This window comes from Pseudomonas hygromyciniae (assembly GCF_016925675.1).
In the GTDB taxonomy this organism is placed as follows: domain Bacteria; phylum Pseudomonadota; class Gammaproteobacteria; order Pseudomonadales; family Pseudomonadaceae; genus Aquipseudomonas; species Aquipseudomonas hygromyciniae.
The window spans coordinates 1,033,787-1,053,545 of record NZ_CP070506.1; the positions used below are offsets into that span (position 1 = coordinate 1,033,787).

At 61.0% G+C, this 19,759-nt stretch carries 17 protein-coding genes; 8 read left to right on the forward strand and 9 right to left on the reverse strand.

The window, feature by feature from the left end:
• Window positions 1-6: 6 nt before the first annotated feature.
• Window positions 7-1,029 (forward strand): ferrochelatase, encoded by a 1,023-nt coding sequence (gene hemH, locus JTY93_RS04455; protein WP_205477007.1) that lies wholly within the window; start codon window positions 7-9, stop codon window positions 1,027-1,029.
• A gap of 97 nt (window positions 1,030-1,126) precedes the next feature.
• Here the strand turns inward: hemH and JTY93_RS04460 are convergent, their stop codons facing one another.
• The 3 genes from JTY93_RS04460 to algW form a co-directional block, all read right to left on the reverse strand.
• Entirely contained in the window at window positions 1,127-1,846 is a 720-nt protein-coding gene (locus tag JTY93_RS04460) for a DUF4198 domain-containing protein (protein WP_205477008.1), read from the reverse strand.
• Between the two features lie 12 nt (window positions 1,847-1,858).
• Window positions 1,859-3,967: a TonB-dependent siderophore receptor gene (locus JTY93_RS04465; protein ID WP_205477009.1), complete on the reverse strand. Its 2,109-nt coding sequence runs from the start codon at window positions 3,965-3,967 to the stop codon at window positions 1,859-1,861.
• 74 nt (window positions 3,968-4,041) lie between these two features.
• Window positions 4,042-5,196 (reverse strand): Do family serine endopeptidase AlgW, encoded by a 1,155-nt coding sequence (gene algW / locus JTY93_RS04470; protein WP_169996229.1) that lies wholly within the window; start codon window positions 5,194-5,196, stop codon window positions 4,042-4,044.
• A gap of 102 nt (window positions 5,197-5,298) precedes the next feature.
• Here algW and JTY93_RS04475 point away from each other — a divergent pair, with 102 nt between their 5' ends.
• From JTY93_RS04475 to cysN, 3 genes are all read left to right on the forward strand, one after another.
• Window positions 5,299-6,057 (forward strand): Nif3-like dinuclear metal center hexameric protein, encoded by a 759-nt coding sequence (locus tag JTY93_RS04475; protein ID WP_169954879.1) that lies wholly within the window; start codon window positions 5,299-5,301, stop codon window positions 6,055-6,057.
• A gap of 249 nt (window positions 6,058-6,306) precedes the next feature.
• Window positions 6,307-7,224 carry a sulfate adenylyltransferase subunit CysD gene (cysD, locus tag JTY93_RS04480; RefSeq protein ID WP_029295601.1) on the forward strand — a complete coding sequence of 306 codons (918 nt, stop codon included), beginning with the start codon at window positions 6,307-6,309 and terminating at the stop codon, window positions 7,222-7,224.
• 9 nt (window positions 7,225-7,233) lie between these two features.
• The gene (cysN, locus tag JTY93_RS04485) at window positions 7,234-9,132 is read left to right on the forward strand and encodes a sulfate adenylyltransferase subunit CysN (protein ID WP_169996231.1); all 1,899 of its coding nucleotides are present in this window, start codon (window positions 7,234-7,236) and stop codon (window positions 9,130-9,132) included.
• A 177-nt stretch (window positions 9,133-9,309) separates the two neighbouring features.
• On the opposite strand, the gene yihG is transcribed toward cysN, so the two are convergent.
• The 3 genes from yihG to JTY93_RS04500 are packed head-to-tail and all read right to left on the reverse strand — an operon-like array spanning window position 9,310 to window position 12,708.
• Window positions 9,310-10,209 carry a 1-acylglycerol-3-phosphate O-acyltransferase, YihG family gene (yihG, locus tag JTY93_RS04490; RefSeq protein ID WP_205477010.1) on the reverse strand — a complete coding sequence of 300 codons (900 nt, stop codon included), beginning with the start codon at window positions 10,207-10,209 and terminating at the stop codon, window positions 9,310-9,312.
• Window positions 10,210-12,309 carry a phosphate acetyltransferase gene (pta, locus tag JTY93_RS04495; protein ID WP_169996235.1) on the reverse strand — a complete coding sequence of 700 codons (2,100 nt, stop codon included), beginning with the start codon at window positions 12,307-12,309 and terminating at the stop codon, window positions 10,210-10,212.
• 60 nt (window positions 12,310-12,369) lie between these two features.
• Complete coding sequence (locus tag JTY93_RS04500) at window positions 12,370-12,708, reverse strand: DUF3565 domain-containing protein (RefSeq protein WP_205477011.1); 339 nt, start codon at window positions 12,706-12,708, stop codon at window positions 12,370-12,372.
• Here JTY93_RS04500 and JTY93_RS04505 point away from each other — a divergent pair.
• The 3 genes from JTY93_RS04505 to JTY93_RS04515 all read left to right on the forward strand — a co-directional run bounded on the left by JTY93_RS04505 (window position 12,677) and on the right by JTY93_RS04515 (window position 15,036).
• Window positions 12,677-13,162 (forward strand): FKBP-type peptidyl-prolyl cis-trans isomerase, encoded by a 486-nt coding sequence (locus JTY93_RS04505; protein WP_205477012.1) that lies wholly within the window; start codon window positions 12,677-12,679, stop codon window positions 13,160-13,162. The two genes, JTY93_RS04500 and JTY93_RS04505, sit on opposite strands and share 32 nt — an antisense overlap.
• 136 nt (window positions 13,163-13,298) lie before the next feature.
• A complete protein-coding gene (locus JTY93_RS04510; protein ID WP_205477013.1) occupies window positions 13,299-13,781 on the forward strand; it encodes a glutathione peroxidase in 483 nt (160 codons plus the stop codon).
• A gap of 151 nt (window positions 13,782-13,932) precedes the next feature.
• Window positions 13,933-15,036, forward strand: coding sequence for an NADH:flavin oxidoreductase (locus tag JTY93_RS04515; protein ID WP_205518976.1), 1,104 nt, complete (start codon window positions 13,933-13,935; stop codon window positions 15,034-15,036).
• A gap of 270 nt (window positions 15,037-15,306) precedes the next feature.
• Here JTY93_RS04515 and JTY93_RS04520 read toward each other — a convergent pair whose 3' ends face one another.
• From JTY93_RS04520 to cysZ, 3 genes are all read right to left on the reverse strand, one after another.
• Window positions 15,307-16,485: a glycosyltransferase family 4 protein gene (locus JTY93_RS04520; RefSeq protein WP_205478363.1), complete on the reverse strand. Its 1,179-nt coding sequence runs from the start codon at window positions 16,483-16,485 to the stop codon at window positions 15,307-15,309.
• A gap of 78 nt (window positions 16,486-16,563) precedes the next feature.
• Window positions 16,564-17,556 (reverse strand): cytochrome-c peroxidase, encoded by a 993-nt coding sequence (locus tag JTY93_RS04525; RefSeq protein WP_205478365.1) that lies wholly within the window; start codon window positions 17,554-17,556, stop codon window positions 16,564-16,566.
• Window positions 17,557-17,639: 83 nt separating this feature from the next.
• On the reverse strand, window positions 17,640-18,395 hold the full coding sequence (gene cysZ, locus JTY93_RS04530; RefSeq protein WP_205478367.1) for a sulfate transporter CysZ: 756 nt from the start codon (window positions 18,393-18,395) through the stop codon (window positions 17,640-17,642).
• Between the two features lie 292 nt (window positions 18,396-18,687).
• Here cysZ and trxB point away from each other — a divergent pair, with 292 nt between their 5' ends.
• Window positions 18,688-19,650 carry a thioredoxin-disulfide reductase gene (gene trxB, locus JTY93_RS04535; RefSeq protein WP_169954889.1) on the forward strand — a complete coding sequence of 321 codons (963 nt, stop codon included), beginning with the start codon at window positions 18,688-18,690 and terminating at the stop codon, window positions 19,648-19,650.
• Window positions 19,651-19,759 lie beyond the last annotated feature (109 nt).

Below are 19,759 nucleotides of genomic sequence, written 5' to 3' on the forward strand. Positions count from 1 at the left end.
TGTTGCATGACGGATCACGCGTTGTTACTGGTCAACCTGGGTTCACCGGCGTCCACTTCGGTGGCCGATGTGCGCAGCTACCTCAATCAGTTTTTGATGGACCCGTATGTGATTGACCTGCCGTGGCCGGTCCGGCGCTTGCTGGTGTCGCTGATCCTGATCAAGCGGCCCGAGCAGTCGGCCCACGCCTACGCCTCGATCTGGTGGGACGAAGGCTCGCCGCTGGTAGTCCTCAGTCGCCGCCTGCAGCAGCAGATGACGACCCAGTGGACACAGGGGCCGGTGGAGCTGGCGATGCGCTATGGCGAACCCTCGATCGAAAGCGTACTCACCCGCCTGGCCGGGCAGGGCATCAGCAAGATCACGCTGGCGCCGCTGTATCCGCAATTTGCCGACAGCACCGTGACCACGGTGATTGAAGAAGCGCGACGGGTGGTGCGGGATAAGCAACTCGCCCTGCAGTTCTCGATCCTGCAACCGTTCTACGACCAGCCGGAATACCTCGACGCCCTGGTGGTCAGTGCCAGGCCGCACTTGCAGCAGGATTACGATCACCTGCTGTTCAGCTTCCACGGCCTGCCAGAACGGCACCTGAACAAACTCAACCCTGGGCATTCGCTTGAAGGCAGTGGTGACTGCTGCGCCAATGCCTCGCCCGAGGTACGCACGACGTGTTATCGCGGGCAGTGCTTCAGCGTCGCCCGTGACTTTGCTGCGCGCATGGGCCTGGCGGACGATAAATGGTCGGTGGCGTTCCAGTCGCGCCTGGGCCGGGCGAAGTGGATCGAACCCTACACCGAGGCACGCCTGGAGGCATTGGCCCAGCAAGGGGTGAAGAAGTTGTTGGTGATGTGCCCGGCGTTTGTCGCCGATTGCATCGAGACCCTGGAAGAGATCGGTGATCGCGGGCTGGAGCAGTTCCGCGAAGCCGGGGGTGAGGAGTTGGTGTTGGTGCCGTGCCTCAATGATGATCCGCAATGGGCAGCGGCGCTCAACACCTTGTGCGAAAGAGCGCCTGTCAGCCTTTAGCGTGGCAGCGGGCTGGTGTGGGAACTGATGTGGGAGCTGGCTTGTGTGGGAGCTGGCCCCCTGCACAAGCCAGCTCCCAGATGGGTTCACTGAGGGGTTATTCGTGGTGCGGTTGGCCGAGGAAGGTCAGTGAGCTGAACAGCGCGCGGGTCTGGATCTCGCTATTGCCTTGGACCGGTACTTCCACCTGCGCCGCAATCACATTCAACGCCTCGTTGCGCACCAGTACCTGGGCTCGGCCATCCTTGTCGGTCTCGGTGCTCAAGGTGTTCGGCGCGCTGCGATAGTCGCCAACCAACTTGATCCCCGCTGCGGGCTTGCCGTCGATCAACACCCGTACCGGCAGCGATTGGCCGGGGCCGACGGTGAGCGGGTCGACCTCGGGCACGATCACCATCCTTAATTGATCCAGCTTGGGCAGCTTGGCCCCTGCCTGATAGATCGCCAGGCTGTACTTCAGGGCCTGGGTGGTTTCGAGGGCGCCGGGTACCAGGTTGCGGCCCTTGTTCACCCACTTTTTGTCCGGGGTTTGTGACCACAAGCCGTTATCAAAGGCCACTGCCAGCACGGCTGGGGACTTGAGCGGTTGCAGGCGCGCCTGGTCGTCCAAGCGTTGCACGGTCACCGGGATCATCCGGCCACTGGCGTCATAGGCCCAGGCACCGCTGAGCTTTTTCGCCTTGAAGGCTTCGTCTTCGGCACCGTGGCCGTAGACCACCTCGATATGGCCTCGGCGTTGCTCGGTCCACAGGCCATGGGCCGAGACCTGAGTGGCGAACAGCAGGCCGAGCACGGCCAATGATTTGAGCGCTTGCATGGTGACGTCCTTTTATAGATTGAGGGTCAGGCTGACGGTGAAGTTGCGCGGCTCTCCGGGGTTGACCCAGTAGTTGCTGTAGGAGCGCTCGTAGTACTTTTCGTCGAACAGGTTGTTGAGATTCAGGCCCACGGTGACGTTATCGCTGGCCTTGTAATGGGCCAGCAGGTCGACGGTGTGGTAGGCCGGCAACTCGAAGCTTTTACCGGCCTCGCCCGAACGGTCGCCGACATAGGTAAACGCCGCGCCCAGGTCAGAGCCACGCAGGGCGCCATCCTGGAACTCATACACGCCCAACAGGCTGCCACTGCGCTTGGCCACGCCGAGAATGCGGCTACCGGTGGGGATCTCTTTGTCACCCTTGGTCACTTCTGCGTCGATGTAGGCAAAGGCGCCAATCACGCGCACGGCGTCAGTCAGTTGCCCGGTCAATTGCAGGTCGAAACCCTGGCTGCGGGCCTTGCCGATGGCGCGCTTGGTGTCGGTGGCCGGGTCGGTGGCCAGGGTGTTTTCCTTTTCGATATGGAAGGCGGCCAGGGTGGTGCTCAGGCGGTCGTCGAACAGCTCGCTCTTGATGCCCACTTCATAACCGACGCCTTCCTCGGGCTTGAGGAAATTGCCGGCGGCGTCCAGCTCGCTTTGTGGTTTGAACGAGGTGGAGGCGTTGGCAAACAGGCCCACTTGTGGGGTCAGTTGGTACAACAGGCCGGCCCGTTGAGTCATGACGTCGTGGGTTTTCTGGCTCTTGGCCCCGTTCCGGGTGAAGTCCTCTGAACGTTGCTCGACGTGCTCCAGGCGCGTGCCAACCACACCGCGCAGGCGCTCGGTAAAGACGATCTGGTCTTGCAGGTTCAGCGCCTGGCTTTTCACCTGGGTGAAAAAATCACTGCCCGAGCGCTGGCCAGTGGGCTTGGGCTGGCCATAGACCGGCCGGTAGATATCAATCGGGTAGCTGCCGGCGATGGCGGTTACCCGTTCTTTCTTGCGGTAGTCCTCGTACTCGGTGCCGATCAGCAGTTCATGCTGCCAACTGCCCACCTCGAACAGGCCGCGCAGTTCCAGTTGGGTGATGCTGTCGTGCCAACCCATGGAGCGCTGGCGGTAGCGCCGGTTGATGGTATGGCCGTCGGCATTCAGCGCGCGGTTTTCCGAGGCTTCGCCCCATAGGCTGCCCTGTTTGTAGTGGCTGGCCAGGCGCAGCTTCCAGGCATCGTTCAAGTGATGTTCGAGGGTGGCTTGCAGGCGGTTGTTGTGGTTGTCGATATCGCCGTCGTTGGGCTCGCCGAGGAAGGTCGAGCGCGACATACCGCCCCAACGGTTATTGGGGGCAACGATGCCCCGGTCGAAAGTCGAGCTGTGGCGCACGAACTCACTCTCCACCAGCAGGCTGGTGTCCGGGTCCAGTTGCCAACTGAAGGAGGGCGCAACAAACACCCGCTTGCTCTGCACGTGATCGCGGAAGCTGTGGTTGTCTTCCACGGCCAGGTTGACCCGCGATAACACACGGCCTTCGCTGTCCAGCGGGGTGTTGATATCCACGGCGGTGCGGTAGCGATCCCAACTGCCGGCGCTGGTTTGTACGGTGGTGAAGGCGTCGGCTTGGGGTTTCTTGGTGACGATGTTCACGGTACCGCCGGGATCGCCACGGCCATACAGGCTGGCGGCGGGGCCCTTGAGCACTTCGATGCGTTCGACATTGGCTGCGTCCGGCGTGCTGGGGTAGCCGCGGTTGGCGCTGAAACCGTCCTGGTAGAACTGCGAGGTGGTGAAGCCACGAATGCTGTATTCGAAAAGGGTCAGGCCCCCGAAGTTGTTCTGCTTGGACACGCCGCCGGCAAATTCCAGGGCGCGCTCGACGTTGTTGCTGCCCAGGTCCTTGAGCACCGTGGCGGGAATCACACTGATCGATTGTGGGATATCGCGCAGGGCTGTGTCGGTCTTGGTCGCGCTGGCCGAGCGGGTCGCACGGTAGCCCTGGACCGGGCCGGTGGCGGATTCATAGGCCTCACCGGTGATGCTGGTGGTGCCCAACTCAAGGGTGTTGGTGTCTTCTGCAAACACCGGGTCCACCAGCAATCCCAAGGCGAGACCGGCCAGAGGCGCAAACTTTCGAGACGTCATGGTCTAACATTCCAATATCAATATTGAAATAATATAACATGACTGTTGAGAGTGTATCTCTTTAAGAGCGCCCTTTATTCTTGCTCTTTAACCGGTGCTGGCGGCGGCCGCAGGCCCACTTCGGCCTGGAGTTTGATCTCTTTGCCGTTGCGCATGACCTGGATCGCGACCTTTTCCGTTGGTTTGATCCGCGCCACCTGGTTCATCGAGCGACGGCCATCGCCAGCCGGTTCGCCATCGATGCTGAGGATCACATCGCCGACCTGCATTCCGGCTTTTTCCGCTGGGCCGCCACGCAGGATGCCGGCAATGACAATGCCTGGGCGCCCGGTCAGGCCAAAGGATTCTGACAGTTCCTTGGTCAGCGGCTGCACTTCAATCCCCAGCCAGCCACGGATCACCTGGCCGTGCTCGATGATCGACTTCATCACTTCCATCGCCAGCTTTACCGGGATCGCGAAACCAATGCCTTGGGAGCCACCGGATTTGGAAAAAATCGCGGTGTTGATGCCCGTCAGGTTGCCGTTGGCATCCACCAGTGCGCCGCCGGAGTTACCCGGGTTGATCGCCGCGTCGGTCTGGATAAAGTCTTCATAGCTGTTGAGACCCAACTGATTACGCCCGGTGGCGCTGATGATGCCCATGGTCACGGTTTGGCCGACGCCGAACGGGTTACCGATGGCCAGCGCCACATCACCGACGCGCAGGCCTTCGGAGCGGCCGATGGTGATGGAAGGCAGGTTCTTCAGGTCGATTTTCAGCACCGCAAGGTCGGTTTCCGGGTCGCTGCCCACCACCCGCGCCAGGGTTTCGCGGCCATCGCGCAAGGCCACCACAATTTGGTCGGCGCCGGTGCTCACATGGTTGTTGGTCAGGATGTAGCCTTCCGGGCTCATGATCACCCCGGAACCGAGGCTCGATTCCATGCGGCGCTGCTTGGGCGAGTTGTCACCGAAAAAGCGCCGGAACTGTGGGTCTTCAAACAGCGGATGCGCCGGTTTATTGATGACTTTGGTGGTGTACAGGTTGACCACCGCAGGCGCCGCGACCACCACTGCATCGGCGTAGGTCACCGGGCCTTGTTGCACCGCGCTGGTTTGCGGTGCCTGTTGCAGGTTGACGTCCAGGCTTGGCAGGCCGACCCATTGCGGATAACGCTGAATGATCAGCATCGCGATCAGCACGCCGGCCAACAATGGCCATCCAAAAAAACGCAGCGCCTTGAGCATCAAGTAAGTCCTGACAGGTTGCAGGGGGCGCGGGAGCGCCCATAATGTCGCGCATTATACGAGGCCGCGAGCGCCTCTGAACGGGATATTTAGGAGTCTTTTATGGCCGTCGCCCTGAGCACCCTGGTTGAAGAAGCGGATCGCTACTTGAACAGTGCGAAAATTGCCGATTACTGCCCCAATGGCCTGCAGGTTGAAGGGCGGCCGCAGGTGTTGCGTATTGTCAGTGGCGTGACTGCCAGCCAGGCGCTGCTCGACGCAGCCGTCGAGGCCAAGGCCGATCTGGTGCTGGTGCATCACGGCTATTTCTGGAAAGGCGAAAGCCCATGCATCACCGGCATGAAGCAGCGCCGCCTCAAGACCCTGCTCAAGCACGACATCAGCCTGCTGGCCTACCACCTGCCGCTGGACTTGCACCCGGAAGTGGGCAACAACGTGCAATTGGCCCGCCAGTTGGACATTACCGTCGAAGGCCCGCTGGACCCGGACAACCTCAAGGTGGTGGGCCTCGTGGGCTCCCTTGCCGAGCCGCTGTCGGCGCGCGATTTCGCCCGTCGCGTGCAGGAAGCCATGGGGCGCGAGCCGCTGCTGATCGAAGGCAGCGCGATGATCCGCCGCGTGGGCTGGTGCACCGGCGGCGGTCAGGGCTACATCGACCAGGCCGTGTTGGCCGGGGTCGATCTGTACCTCAGCGGCGAGGCCTCGGAACAGACCTTCCACAGCGCCCGTGAAAACGACATCAGTTTTATCGCCGCCGGCCATCACGCCACCGAGCGTTACGGCGTCCAGGCCCTGGGCGACTACCTGGCCCGGCGCTTTGCCCTGGAGCACCTGTTCATCGACTGCCCCAACCCGATCTAAGCCTCCATTACGTCCACTGTAGGAACCGGCTTGCCGGCGATGGCGTCCTTGAAATCAATGCATGGCTCAAGGGCCTCATCGCCGGCAAGCCGGCTCCTACAGGGCGATGTACGGCCAAACGAGGCGGTATATCCATATACCGTTTCGATCTAGCTGGCTCCCTGAATAGAAGAAGGTGCTGTGCTAGCATGCCTCGCTCGAACACGGCCCGCAGGCCGTCCAAAAAGAATCGTTTTTCCGTGAGTAGCCATGGTCGACAAACTGACGCATCTCAAACAGCTGGAGGCGGAGAGCATCCACATCATCCGTGAGGTTGCCGCCGAGTTCGACAACCCGGTGATGCTCTACTCCATCGGCAAAGACTCCGCCGTGATGCTGCATCTGGCGCGCAAGGCATTCTTCCCGGGCAAGCTGCCGTTTCCGGTGATGCATGTGGACACCCAGTGGAAATTCCAGGAAATGTACAAATTCCGCGACCGCATGGTCGAGGAACTGGGCCTGGAACTGATCACCCACGTCAACCCGGACGGCGTGGCGCAGGGCATCAACCCGTTCACCCACGGCAGCGCCAAGCACACCGATATCATGAAGACCGAAGGCCTGAAACAAGCCTTGGACAAGTATGGTTTCGACGCAGCATTCGGCGGCGCCCGTCGCGATGAAGAGAAATCCCGCGCCAAAGAGCGCGTGTACTCGTTCCGCGACAGCAAGCACCGCTGGGACCCGAAAAACCAGCGCCCGGAGCTGTGGAACGTCTACAACGGCAACGTCAACAAGGGCGAGTCGATCCGCGTGTTCCCGCTGTCCAACTGGACCGAACTCGATATCTGGCAGTACATCTACCTCGAAGGCATCCCGATCGTGCCGCTGTACTTCGCTGCCGAACGTGAAGTGATCGAGAAGAACGGCACGCTGATCATGATCGACGACGAGCGCATCCTCGAGCACCTGTCCGACGAAGACAAAGCCCGTATCGTCAAAAAGAAAGTACGTTTCCGTACCCTTGGCTGCTACCCGTTGACGGGCGCGGTGGAGTCCGAAGCCGAGACGCTGACGGACATCATCCAGGAAATGCTCCTGACGCGAACTTCCGAGCGCCAGGGCCGTGTCATCGACCACGATGGCGCCGGCTCCATGGAAGACAAAAAACGTCAGGGTTATTTCTAAGGGGTTGTCATGTCGCACGTATCTGATTTGATCAGCGAGGACATCCTCGCTTACCTGGGCCAGCACGAACGCAAGGAAATGCTGCGCTTTCTGACCTGTGGCAACGTCGACGACGGCAAGAGCACCCTGATCGGGCGCCTGCTGCACGACTCGAAGATGATCTACGAAGATCATCTGGAAGCCATCACCCGCGATTCGAAGAAAGTCGGCACCACCGGTGACGACATCGACCTGGCATTGCTGGTCGACGGCCTGCAGGCCGAGCGTGAGCAGGGCATCACCATCGATGTGGCCTACCGCTATTTCTCCACCGCCAAGCGCAAGTTCATCATCGCCGACACCCCTGGCCATGAGCAGTACACCCGCAACATGGCCACCGGTGCTTCCACCTGTGACCTGGCGATCATCCTGGTGGATGCGCGCTACGGCGTGCAGACCCAGACCCGTCGCCACAGCTTTATCGCCTCTCTGTTGGGCATCAAGCACATCGTCATCGCCATCAACAAGATGGACCTCAACGGTTTCGACGAGAGCATTTTCGAATCGATCAAGGCCGACTACCTGAAGTTTGCCGATGGCATCGCGTTCAAGCCGAGCACCATGGCCTTTGTGCCGATGTCGGCGCTCAAGGGCGATAACGTGGTGAACAAGAGCGAGCGTTCGCCGTGGTACACCGGCCAGTCGCTGATGGAGATCCTCGAAACCGTCGAAATTGCCAACGACCGCAACTACACCGACCTGCGGTTCCCGGTGCAGTACGTCAACCGTCCAAACCTGAACTTCCGTGGTTTTGCCGGCACCCTGGCCAGCGGCATTGTGCACAAGGGCGACGAAGTCGTGGTGCTGCCGTCGGGCAAGAGCAGCCGCGTCAAATCCATCGTCACCTTCGAAGGTGAACTGGAACACGCAGGCCCGGGCCAGGCCGTGACCTTGACCATGGAAGACGAGATCGACATCTCCCGTGGCGACCTGCTGGTGCATGCCGACAACGTGCCGCAAGTCACCGACGCCTTCGACGCCATGCTGGTGTGGATGGCCGAGGAGCCGATGCTGCCGGGCAAGAAATACGACATCAAGCGCGCCACCAGCTACGTGCCGGGTTCCATCACCAGCATCGTGCACCGTGTGGATGTGAACACCCTCGAAGAAGGCCCGGCCAGTGCCTTGCAGTTGAACGAGATCGGCCGGGTCAAGGTCAGCCTCGATGCGGCCATTGCCCTGGACGGTTACGCCAGCAACCGCACCACCGGCGCTTTTATTGTGATCGACCGGTTGACCAACGGCACCGTGGCGGCGGGGATGATTATCGCGCCGCCGGTCAGCCATGGCAGCGCAGGGCAGCACGGCAAGTTGGCCCACGTGGCCACCGAGGAACGCGCCCAGCGTTTCGGCCAGCAGCCAGCCACCGTGTTGTTCAGTGGCCTGTCGGGCGCTGGCAAGAGCACCCTGGCCTATGCGGTCGAGCGCAAGTTGTTCGATATGGGGCGTGCGGTGTTTGTGCTCGATGGGCAGAACCTGCGCCATGACCTCAATAAAGGTCTGCCGCAGGATCGTGCCGGGCGTACCGAGAACTGGCGTCGTGCGGCCCACGTGGCGCGTCAGTTCAACGAAGCCGGCTTGCTGACCCTGGCGGCCTTTGTTGCGCCGGATGCCGAAGGCCGTGAACAGGCCAAGGCGCTGATCGGCAGTGATCGTTTGCTCACGGTGTACGTGCAAGCATCGCCGCTGGTCTGTGCCGAGCGTGACCCGCAAGGCCTGTACGCCGCCGGTGGGGATAACATCCCTGGCGAGTCGTTCCCCTACGACGTGCCGTTGAATGCCGACCTGGTGATCGACACCCAGGCCCTGTCGCTGGAAGACAGCGTCAAGCAAGTGCTGGAACTGTTGCGTCAGCGCGGCGCGATCTAAACCTCGCCGCCCATAAAAAGCCCGCCACCGATCATTCGGTGGCGGGCTTTTTATGGGCTCTTGAAAACAACTCGGCCAAATGTGGGAGCGGGCTTGCTCGCGAAAGCGGTGTATCAATCAACAAATAAAGTGACTGACACTCCGTATTCGCGAGCAAGCCCGCTCCCACATTTTTGCTCAGCGACGGGCAGGGTAAGCTGCGTGAAGCTGGTCTAAAAGGGCATCCTTTTCAGTCCACAGGTTATTGATCCATCCCTGGAACGCCAGCCGATACTCCCCATCCTGCTCATAATTCTTGCCAATGAACTCGGCCGGGATCTGCACCTCTTCAAACTGCACCACCACATCCCGCACATTGCCGCACAGCAAGTCCCAGAAACCAGGACGCCCGCCAGGGTAGTGGATAGTCACGTTCACCAATGACTTCAACTGCTCTCCCATGGCATCCAGCACAAACGCGATGCCACCGGCCTTGGGCTTGAGCAGGTAACGAAACGGCGACTGCTGCTGCGCATGTTTGCCTGGGGTAAAGCGTGTGCCTTCGGCAAAGTTGAAAATGCCTACAGGGTTGTTGCGAAACTTCGCACAGGTCTTGCGGGTGGTTTCCAGGTCCTTGCCTTTCTTCTCCGGGTGTTTTTCCAGGTAAGCCTTGGTGTAGCGCTTCATGAAGGGGAAGCCCAGCGCCCACCAGGCCAGGCCAATCACCGGCACCCAGATCAGCTCCTGCTTGAGGAAAAACTTCAGCGGGCGGATCCGCCGATTGAGCACGTACTGCAACACCATGATATCGACCCAGCTCTGGTGGTTGCTGGTCACCAGGTACGAGTGCTGGTAGTCCAGGCCTTCCAGGCCCTTGATGTGCCAGCGTGTGCGGCGCACCAGGTTCATCCAGGCGTTGTTATTGCTGATCCACGCCTCGTGGGTCTGGTTCATCAGCCACTCGCTGAAGCGCTTGGCAAACGGCAGCGCCTTGAACAGCGCGACGATAAACAGGAATGAACACAACAGGATGGTGTTCAACGCCAACAGCAGCGAGGCGATCACCCCGCGCAGGGGGGCAGGCAGAAAGTCCAGCATTTAGGCATCCATAGGTCGGTTGGCGGCTTGAATCGCGGTCAGGGCGATGGTGTAGACGATATCGTCTACCTGGGCCCCACGGGGCAGATCGTTCACGGGTTTGCGCAGGCCCTGCAGCATCGGGCCGAGGCTGACGCAATCGGCACTGCGCTGCACCGCCTTGTGGGTGGTGTTGCCGGTGTTGAGGTCGGGGAACACAAAGACGGTGGCCTTGCCCGCCACCAGGCTGTTGGGCGCCAGTTGCCGGGCGACGTTTTCGTTGGCCGCGGCGTCGTACTGCAACGGGCCGTCGATCAGCAGCGAGCTTTGTTGTTCGTGGGCCAGCAGGGTGGCCTCGCGGACTTTCTCCACTTCCTCGCCACTGGCCGAATCACCGCTGGAATAGCTGATCATCGCCACACGCGGGGTGATGCCGAAGGCGGCGGCTGAGTCGGCGCTTTGCAGGGCGATTTCCGCCAGTTCCGCAGCGCTTGGGTGCGGGTTCATCACGCAATCGCCGTAGACCAGCACCTGCTCGGGGAACAGCATGAAAAACACCGACGACACCAGGGTGCAACCCGGCGCCGTTTTAATCAGCTGCAACGCGGGGCGGATGGTATTGGCAGTGGAGTGGATCACCCCGGACACCAGCCCATCCACCTCATCCAGCGCCAGCATCATGGTGGCGATCACTACGGTGTCTTCCAGTTGCTGCTCGGCCATCGGCGCGTTGAGGCTCTTGCTCTTGCGCAGCGCCACCATCGGCTCGACGTAGCGCTGGCGGATCAGGTCCGGGTCAAGGATTTCCAGGCCTTCGGGCAGCTCGATGCCATGGGCGCGAGCCACGGCCTCGACGTCGGCCGGCTTGGCCAGCAGCACACAACGGGCAATGCCGCGGGCCTGGCAGATGGCGGCGGCTTGCACGGTCAACGGCTCGCTGCCTTCGGGCAGCACAATGCGCTTGTTGGCCGCCTGGGCCCGCTGAATCAACTGGTAGCGGAATACCGCCGGCGACAGGCGCATCTCCCGTGGTGTACCGCAACGCTGGTGCAGCCAGCGCGCATCCAGGTGACTGGCGACGAAATCGGTGATGATCTCCGCACGTTCGCGGTCATCAATCGGGATTTCCTTGTTCAGGCTGTTGAGCTGGTTGGCGGTGTCATAGGAGCCGGTGCTCACCGACAGCACCGGCAACCCGGCCTGGAACGCACCACGGCACAGGTCCATGATCCGTGGGTCAGGCAGGGTGTCGCTGGTCAGCAGCAGGCCGGCCAGGGGCACGCCATTGATCGCGGCAAGGCTGACGGCGAGGATGATGTCGTCGCGATCCCCAGGTGTCACCACCAGCACGCCAGGCTTGAGCAGCTCCACGGTGTTGCGCATGGTGCGCGCGCAGATGATGATTTTGTTCATGCGCCGGGTTTCATAATCGCCGGCGTTGAGCACTTGTGCGCCCATCAGGTCGGCCACGTCACGGGTACGCGGGGCGTTGAGCTCGGGCTGGAACGGGATGCAGCCGAGCAGGCGGAAATCGCCACTGCGCAGCAACGGCGAGTGCTCCTTGAGGCGGGCGGCGAACGCCTCCATGCTCTCGTCGGTCTGCACCTTGTTGAGAATCACGCCGAGCACTTTCGGATCTTTCGGGCCGCCAAACAGTTGCGCCTGCAATTCCACACGGCCGGACAGTTCGGTCAGCACTTCGTTTTCCGGGGCCGAGACCAGGATGACTTCGGCATCCAGGCTTTTTGCCAGGTGCAGGTTGACCCGTGCCGCATAGCTGGCGCTGCGGGTCGGCACCATGCCCTCGACAATCAGCACGTCCTTGCCCACGGCGGCCTGTTGATAAAGGGTGATGATTTCTTCGAGCAACTCGTCGAGCTGGCCATCGCCGAGCATCCGCTCGACATGGGCCAGGCCCAGTGGCTGCGGTGGTTTCAGGCCATGGGTACGGGCCACCAGCTCGGTGGAACGCTCAGGCCCGGTATCGCCAGGATGGGGCTGGGCAATAGGCTTGAAAAAGCCGACTTTCAGCCCGGCCCGCTCAAGGGTACGCACCAGCCCAAGGCTGATGGAGGTCAGACCCACACCAAAATCGGTGGGCGCGATAAAAAAAGTCTGCATGCGAGTTCTCTGAAGGTGCATGGCTTCGGTGGTGCGCTATGGCTGCGCGCCGACCGGGAATCAGCTGCCAAGGGTATCGTTATCCGGGCGCTGCGCACACCAGCCACAGGCAAAGGGCTGGCCTATTTTTGCCAGGCGTTGCGCCGCATCCATCACCCAGCCCCGGGATTGCCAGGGCGGTTGGTGCCGTAGGTGCTGCGTATGGCCGCAGGACAGCGTGGCGACCCAGTGGCCGTGCGCGTCCTGATGAAATCCGACGACCGTCGAGTCACCGGATCGACTCCGTCTGTCCGGGTTGTGTTCGCTTTCGGGCAAATCCTTGTTTAGACTTGTCCGTTCTTCATTCTTATGCAAAAGGTCTCGCCCCATGCCGATCGCCGCCAACAAGGCTGTCTCCATTGACTATACCCTGACCAACGACGCTGGTGAGGTCATCGACAGCTCCGCCGGCGGCGCGCCGCTGGTCTACCTGCAAGGCGCAGGTAACATCATCCCGGGCCTGGAAAAGGCCCTGGAAGGCAAAGAGGTTGGTGATGAACTGACCGTTGCCGTAGAACCTGAAGATGCCTACGGCGAGTACTCGGCCGAACTGGTCAGCACCCTGGACCGCAGCATGTTCGAAGGCGTCGACGAACTGGAAGTGGGCATGCAGTTCCACGCCTCCGCACCGGACGGCCAGATGCAGATCGTGACCATCCGCGACCTGGATGGCGACGAAGTCACCGTCGACGGCAACCACCCGCTGGCCGGTCAGCGCCTGAACTTCCAGGTCAAGATCGTTGCCATCCGCGACGCTTCCGAGGAAGAAGTGGCTCACGGCCACGTGCACGGCGAAGGTGGTCACCACCATTGATTGACGGGCTACGGCCGGTCAGTTGAAAAGAAAGGCGCCTTCGGGCGCCTTTTTTGATTGGCGGCTATTCTTGCCGACTTGGCGGCTGTAATCTCGAACCGCCGTTACACAGAATATGGGAAATCTGGAGTGTGTCATGAGTGCTTTCCACGACCTTAAACTCAAAGCCCTGGATGGTCAGGAGCTGCCTCTGGCGCCCTATAAAGGGCAAGTCGTGCTGGTGGTCAATGTCGCCTCCAAATGTGGGCTGACCCCGCAATATGCAGCGCTGGAAAACCTCTACCAGAAATACAAAGGCCGGGGCTTCACCGTGTTGGGCCTGCCGTGCAATCAGTTTGCAGGCCAGGAGCCGGGGACCGAAGAAGAGATCCAGGCATTCTGTAGCCTCAACTATGGCGTGACCTTTCCCCTGGGCAGCAAGCTGTCGGTGAACGGTCCTGATCGCCATCAGCTGTACCGTTTGCTGGCGGGTGAGGGCGCCGAGTTTCCGGGGGACATCACCTGGAATTTCGAGAAGTTCCTGCTGGGCAAGGATGGGCGGGTGCTGGCGCGGTTCTCTCCGCGCACCACCCCTGATGATCCAAGTGTCGTCCAGGCCATCGAAAAGGCCCTCGACTGATTTGAAGTGGAGAGGGGACCAGTTCCCTCTCCACAGGTTGATGTGTCTTCCTGCTTTTGCACCTTAATCACCGCAATCAATAGTGCTATCCAGCACCACCAGCACTCCATATTATCCGCATCATAAAATTCCTCTCGTGCGGAGTGCTCCCATGCCTGTCCAAGCCTTGTTCAAACCTTTCCAGCTCGGTGCCCTGCAACTGCCGTCCCGTGTGGTCATGGCGCCGATGACCCGCTCGTTTTCCCCGGGTGGCGTACCCAATTCCAAAGTGATCGAGTACTACCGTCGCCGCGCCGGGGCCGGCGTAGGTTTGATCATCACCGAAGGCACGGTGGTGGGCCATCAGGCTTCCAACGGTTATCCGAACGTGCCGCATTTCTACGGTACCGCTGCACTGGCCGGCTGGAAGAAAGTGGTCGACGCGGTGCATGCCGAAGGCGGCAAGATCGTCCCGCAACTGTGGCACGTCGGCAGCGTACGGCGTATCGGCACCGAGCCGGATGCCAGCGTGCCGGCCTATGGCCCGATGGAAAAACTCAAGGACGGCAACGTGGTGGTCCACGGCATGACGGTCCAGGATATCAAGGAGGTGATCGCCGCCTTCGCCCAGGCCGCCAAGGATGCTCAGGACATTGGTATGGACGGTGTGGAAATCCATGGTGCCCACGGTTACCTGGTCGATCAGTTCTTCTGGGAAGGCAGCAACCAGCGCACAGATGAATACGGCGGCAGCCTGGCCAACCGTTCGCGTTTTGCCATTGAATTGATCCAGGCCGTTCGGGCTGCTACAGGTCCCGATTTCCCGATCATTTTCCGTTTCTCCCAGTGGAAGCAGCAGGATTACACCGCGCGTCTGGTGCAAACCCCTGAGGCCCTGGGGGAGTTCCTCAAGCCATTGGCTGACGCCGGTGTGGATATCTTTCACTGCTCCACCCGTCGTTTCTGGGAGCCGGAGTTCGAAGGTTCCGAGCTGAACCTGGCCGGTTGGACCCGTAAGCTTACGGGCAAGCCGACCATCACCGTGGGCAGTGTGGGCCTGGATGGCGAGTTCCTGCAGTTCATGGTCAATACCGACAAAATCGCACAGCCAGCGAGCCTGGAAAAACTGCTGGAGCGCTTGAATAACGATGAGTTCGATCTGGTGGCCGTGGGCCGTGCGCTGCTGGTCGACCCGGACTGGGCAGTGAAGGTGCGCGAAGGCCGTGAGGGGGATATCTTGCCCTTCAGTCGCGAGGCGTTGACCACCCTGGTTTAAGGGGTGAATTGACGGGCGCCATCGCGGGCAAGCCCTCGATAATTTTGCCGCAGCGCATAAATCCAGGCGGAGAGGGCTGTTGTGGCGAGCGGGCTTGCCCCGCGTTGGGCTGCGAAGCAGCCCCAAAACCAGCCGCTACGGAGTATCTGATACACCGCACTCGGCTTACTGGGGCTGCTTCGCAGCCCAACGCGGGGCAAGCCCGCTCGCCACAGGGGAGGTCGTCAGTGTCTGAAAGTTGTGTAGATACCTATGCCGCGATAGGGCCCGTCAGGTCAGCTTCGATCCGCCCGTCTCCAGCAAGTCCTCGCCACACGCTCCGCGCAGTTGATGTTCAAACCGCTCGATAATCGCCGGCCAACCCTGGCGACTGGCATGCTGACGCGCATTCAGGCGCACCCGGCGCAGACTCTCCGGTTCCTCCAGCAACCAACAGGCAGCATCGCAAAACGCATCCTCATCCCCAGGCATTGCCACGGCACCGCTGTAGCCATGGCGGATATGCTGGGTGGCGGCCGCCTGGTCGTAGGCCACCACGCCCAGTCCCGAGGCCATCGCTTCCAGTACCACATTGCCAAAGGTCTCGGTGAGGCTGGGGAACAGAAACAGGTCCCCCGACGCATAGTGGCGCGCCAGCTCCTCACCGCGTTGTGTCCCGCAGAAAGTCGCGGTGGGGAGCGAGATTGCCAGTGCCTCGCGTTGCGGCCCGTCGCCGATGACGATCAGCTTCATCCGACGCTGTGGATAAGTCGCCTGCAACGCCTCGAAGCAGCGTTTGAGCAGGCCAAGATTTTTCTCCGGTGCCAGGCGTCCGACATGCATCACGGCAATGTCTTCATTGCCCAGCCCCCACTGTTCACGTAGGACGTTGTCACGTCTGGCCGGGTGGAACAGTTGGCTGTCGACGCCGCGGGATAACAGGTCCAGGCGTTCGAAGTGGCGGCGTTCCAGTTCCAGGCGCTGGCTGACGCTGGGCACCAGGGTCAGGGTGGACCGGTTATGGAACCAGCGCAGGTAGTGGGTCAGGATGCGGCTGAGCATGCCCAGGCCGTATTGGCTGGAATACTGTTGGAAGTTGGTATGGAAACCGCTGACCACGCTGATCCCCAAGCGGCGCGCCGCCCGTAAAGCCGACAAGCCCAGCGGGCCTTCGGTGGCAATGTACAGCACATCCGGGCGCTGGCGTTTCCAGCGCCGCAGCAGTTTGTGCATGGAGGACTGGCCCCATTGCAGGCCGGGATAGCCCGGTAGAGGCCAGCCGCGACACAGCAGCAGGCCGTCGTCGCTCTGGCGACTCAAATCGCCATTCTGGCGCGGGCGCACCAACTCCACCTGATGTCCACGTGCGCGCAGGCCTTCACACAGGCGGCCAAGGGTGTTGGCCACGCCGTTGATTTCCGGTGGGAAGGTTTCGGTAATCAGGGTGATATTCAGGAAAACTGTCGTCATGCAGCCAGTGTCGGCGCGGGCCATGTCGCCATTGTGTCGTCGCAATGACGGATTTATGACGACCGGCCCGGTGCTGGCTTAGTTGAACGGCGTAGGACGCGGGGTCTTGGCCGAGGAGGGCGGGAGGATCGGCAGCTTGAAGTCCGGCTGGTCGCCAGTCAGGGTGTCGAGGAACGCGACAATCTGGCTGACCTCATCAGTGCTCAACTTGCGCCCCAATTGCAGACGGGCCATAACGTCCACCGCTTCGCTCAGGTTCCAGTAGGCACCGTCGTGGAAGTAGGGGTAGGTCAGGGCGACGTTGCGCAAGGTCGGCACCTTGAACATCATCCGGTCCTGATCCTTGCCGGTCAGGCCAGCCACGCCTTGGGCCGGGTTCTTGGTGGCATAGGGTTCAACCATGCCCATTTTCTGGAAGGTGCTGCCACCGACCGCCTCGCCGTTGTGGCAGGCCACGCAGCCGATGCTCTTGAACAACTGGTAGCCCTGCGCTGCCGTGGCGCTGATGGCTTTTTTATCGCCCAGGAGCCAGCGGTCGAACGGGGCGTTGGGCGTGACCAGGGTTTCTTCGAAGGCCGCGATGGCGTTGGTCACATCGTCGAACTTGATGCCGTCATCGCCATACACTTTCTTGAACGAGGCCTGGTACTGCGGGATCGAGCGCAGCACGTCCACCGCCAGGTCATGGGTGAAGCCCATTTCGCCCGGGTTGGCGATCGGGCCGCCGGCCTGCTCTTGCAGGGTCGCTGCGCGTCCATCCCAGAATTGCGCGACGCTCATGCTGGAGTTGAGCACCGTCGGTGAGTTGATCGGCCCCTGGTGCCAGTTGTGCCCGATGGAGGTGGGCAGATTGTCGCTGCCGCCCATGCTCAGGTTGTGGCACGAGTTGCAGGAAATGAAACCGGACTTGGACAGGCGCGGGTCGAAGAACAATTGCTTGCCCAGTTCGACCTTGTTGGCATCGGTGATCTTCGCCGGTTGCACCGGCAGGATGGGCTCATTGGCGGCGGCGGCCCCCCAGGCCTCGCCGCCCAACATCAATCCAAACATCAGCATCAACGGTTTGTACATGGTGCGCTCCCCACAGGCTTATCGTTTTAATAACCATGTGCTCTGTATGGGCAAATCGCCATGACCCAGGTCAATCGAACAGCCTAGGTTTTTTTCGCCAGCATCGCCTCGGCACCTTGCTCGCGTACCCAGAACAACGTCGCCCCGGCTACCGCCGCCGGCATCATCAGCAGATTGACCACCGGCACCAGCAACACCAGGTAAACAATCCCGCCGAAACTCATGCTCTGCCAGCGCTTCTGGCGCAGCCAGGCGAGCATTTCGTTCCAGCCCAGCTTGTGGTTGTCCGCCGGGTAGTCGATGTACTGGATCGCCATCATCCACACCCCGAACAACAGCCACAGCGGTGCGGCAATCAGGTTGACCACCGGGATGAAGGACAGGATAAACAGGCCGATGGCCCGGGGCAGGAAGTAGCCCAGTTTGCGCATTTCCCGGGCCAGGGTGCGCGGGACCATGGCGAACAGCTCGGCCCAACTGAAGGCCGGGAAGTCATCGGTGCCGCGTACCACCACTTCGACTTTTTCGGCGAGAAAGCCGTTAAAGGGTGCAGCGATGATATTGGCGAGCATGGTGAAGCTGAAAAACACCATAAAGGCCACCAGCAGCACGAACAGTGGCCACAGGATGTAGCTGAGGAAACTCAACCAACTGGGCAGCGTCGGCATCAAGGTGTCGACCCACAGGCTGAACTGATGGCCAGCAAAATAGATCAATCCGACGAACAGGATCAGGTTGATCGCCAGGGGCAGCAGGACGAACAGGCGCAGGCCTGGGCTCAAGACCAGTTTCAGGCCTTCGCGCAGGTATTGTGGGCCTGACAGAACGGGGGCGGGCATGGGTAACTCCGGGTAAAAGGGCAAACGCGCCGACCTTACCGGCTTTGCGAAAGCGGTGAAAGCACGGTCAGCGAGTCGACATTAACGGTAACAAACATGTCGATTAATAGGGGGTACAAGATAGAGACCACCTATGAGCTGGATTGTTATTCCGTATTTCCTTAATCTTGCCCCCCTCTATACGCTGCACCCATTATTTTCAGGGCCTGCGAGTTCAAGCCTTCCCCAAGTGCTTCGCGGTCCTTTTTTATTCCAGCCGCTCTGTAGTCCGGGCGGTCGATAGGAGTGAGTCATGTCTGATACCCGTCATTCGCGAGTGATTATTCTCGGTTCCGGCCCTGCCGGTTACAGCGCTGCGGTCTACGCGGCCCGGGCCAACCTCAAGCCGTTGCTGATCACCGGCATGCAGGCGGGTGGTCAGTTGACCACCACTACCGAAGTCGACAACTGGCCGGGCGATGTCCACGGCCTGACTGGCCCGGTGTTGATGGAACGCATGAAAGAACACGCCGAGCGCTTCGAGACCGAAATCGTCTTTGACCATATCAATGCCGTGGACTTCTCGAAAAAGCCCTACAGCCTGACCGGCGACAGCGGCGTCTACACCTGTGACGCGCTGATCATCGCCACCGGCGCCAGCGCCCGTTACCTGGGCCTGCCATCGGAAGAGGCCTTCATGGGCAAGGGCGTTTCCGCCTGCGCGACCTGCGACGGTTTCTTCTACCGCAACAAGCCGGTGGCGGTGGTCGGTGGTGGTAACACCGCCGTGGAAGAAGCACTGTACCTGGCCAATATCGCCAGCACCGTGACCCTGGTTCACCGTCGTGAAACCTTCCGCGCCGAGAAGATCCTGATCGACAAGCTGCACGCGCGGGTTGCCGAAGGCAAGATCATCCTCAAGCTCAACGCCACCCTGGATGAAGTCCTGGGCGACAACATGGGCGTGACCGGTGCGCGTTTGAAAAACAACGATGGCAGCTTCGACGAGTTGAAAGTCGACGGCGTGTTCATTGCCATCGGCCACACTCCGAACACTTCGCTGTTCGAAGGCAAGCTGACCGCCAAAGACGGTTACCTGGTGGTGCAGGGCGGTCGTGAAGGTAACGCTACCGCGACCAACATCGAAGGCATCTTTGCCGCTGGCGACGTGGCCGACCACGTCTACCGCCAGGCCATCACTTCGGCCGGCGCTGGTTGCATGGCGGCCCTGGATGCCGAGCGTTACCTCGACGGTTTGAAAGACGCTTCTTTCTAAACCGTTGCAATAAAAAAACCGGCCGCGAGGCCGGTTTTTTTGTGTGTAACTGGACGAACACCGCAATCTCAATCTGGCAATCCAATCAGTGTGGGAGCTGGCTTGCCTG

Bases quoted from the DNA above. Each gene is read 5' to 3' on its own strand.
- hemH (WP_205477007.1), top strand. From the start codon at position 7: ATGACGGATCACGCGTTGTTACTGGTCAACCTGGGTTCACCGGCGTCC.
- JTY93_RS04460 (WP_205477008.1), bottom strand. From the start codon at position 1,846: ATGCAAGCGCTCAAATCATTGGCCGTGCTCGGCCTGCTGTTCGCCACT.
- JTY93_RS04465 (WP_205477009.1), bottom strand. From the start codon at position 3,967: ATGACGTCTCGAAAGTTTGCGCCTCTGGCCGGTCTCGCCTTGGGATTG.
- algW (WP_169996229.1), bottom strand. From the start codon at position 5,196: ATGCTCAAGGCGCTGCGTTTTTTTGGATGGCCATTGTTGGCCGGCGTG.
- JTY93_RS04475 (WP_169954879.1), top strand. From the start codon at position 5,299: ATGGCCGTCGCCCTGAGCACCCTGGTTGAAGAAGCGGATCGCTACTTG.
- cysD (WP_029295601.1), top strand. From the start codon at position 6,307: ATGGTCGACAAACTGACGCATCTCAAACAGCTGGAGGCGGAGAGCATC.
- cysN (WP_169996231.1), top strand. From the start codon at position 7,234: ATGTCGCACGTATCTGATTTGATCAGCGAGGACATCCTCGCTTACCTG.
- yihG (WP_205477010.1), bottom strand. From the start codon at position 10,209: ATGCTGGACTTTCTGCCTGCCCCCCTGCGCGGGGTGATCGCCTCGCTG.
- pta (WP_169996235.1), bottom strand. From the start codon at position 12,309: ATGCAGACTTTTTTTATCGCGCCCACCGATTTTGGTGTGGGTCTGACC.
- JTY93_RS04505 (WP_205477012.1), top strand. From the start codon at position 12,677: ATGCCGATCGCCGCCAACAAGGCTGTCTCCATTGACTATACCCTGACC.
- JTY93_RS04500 (WP_205477011.1), bottom strand. From the start codon at position 12,708: ATGGAGACAGCCTTGTTGGCGGCGATCGGCATGGGGCGAGACCTTTTG.
- JTY93_RS04510 (WP_205477013.1), top strand. From the start codon at position 13,299: ATGAGTGCTTTCCACGACCTTAAACTCAAAGCCCTGGATGGTCAGGAG.
- JTY93_RS04515 (WP_205518976.1), top strand. From the start codon at position 13,933: ATGCCTGTCCAAGCCTTGTTCAAACCTTTCCAGCTCGGTGCCCTGCAA.
- JTY93_RS04520 (WP_205478363.1), bottom strand. From the start codon at position 16,485: ATGACGACAGTTTTCCTGAATATCACCCTGATTACCGAAACCTTCCCA.
- JTY93_RS04525 (WP_205478365.1), bottom strand. From the start codon at position 17,556: ATGTACAAACCGTTGATGCTGATGTTTGGATTGATGTTGGGCGGCGAG.
- cysZ (WP_205478367.1), bottom strand. From the start codon at position 18,395: ATGCCCGCCCCCGTTCTGTCAGGCCCACAATACCTGCGCGAAGGCCTG.
- trxB (WP_169954889.1), top strand. From the start codon at position 18,688: ATGTCTGATACCCGTCATTCGCGAGTGATTATTCTCGGTTCCGGCCCT.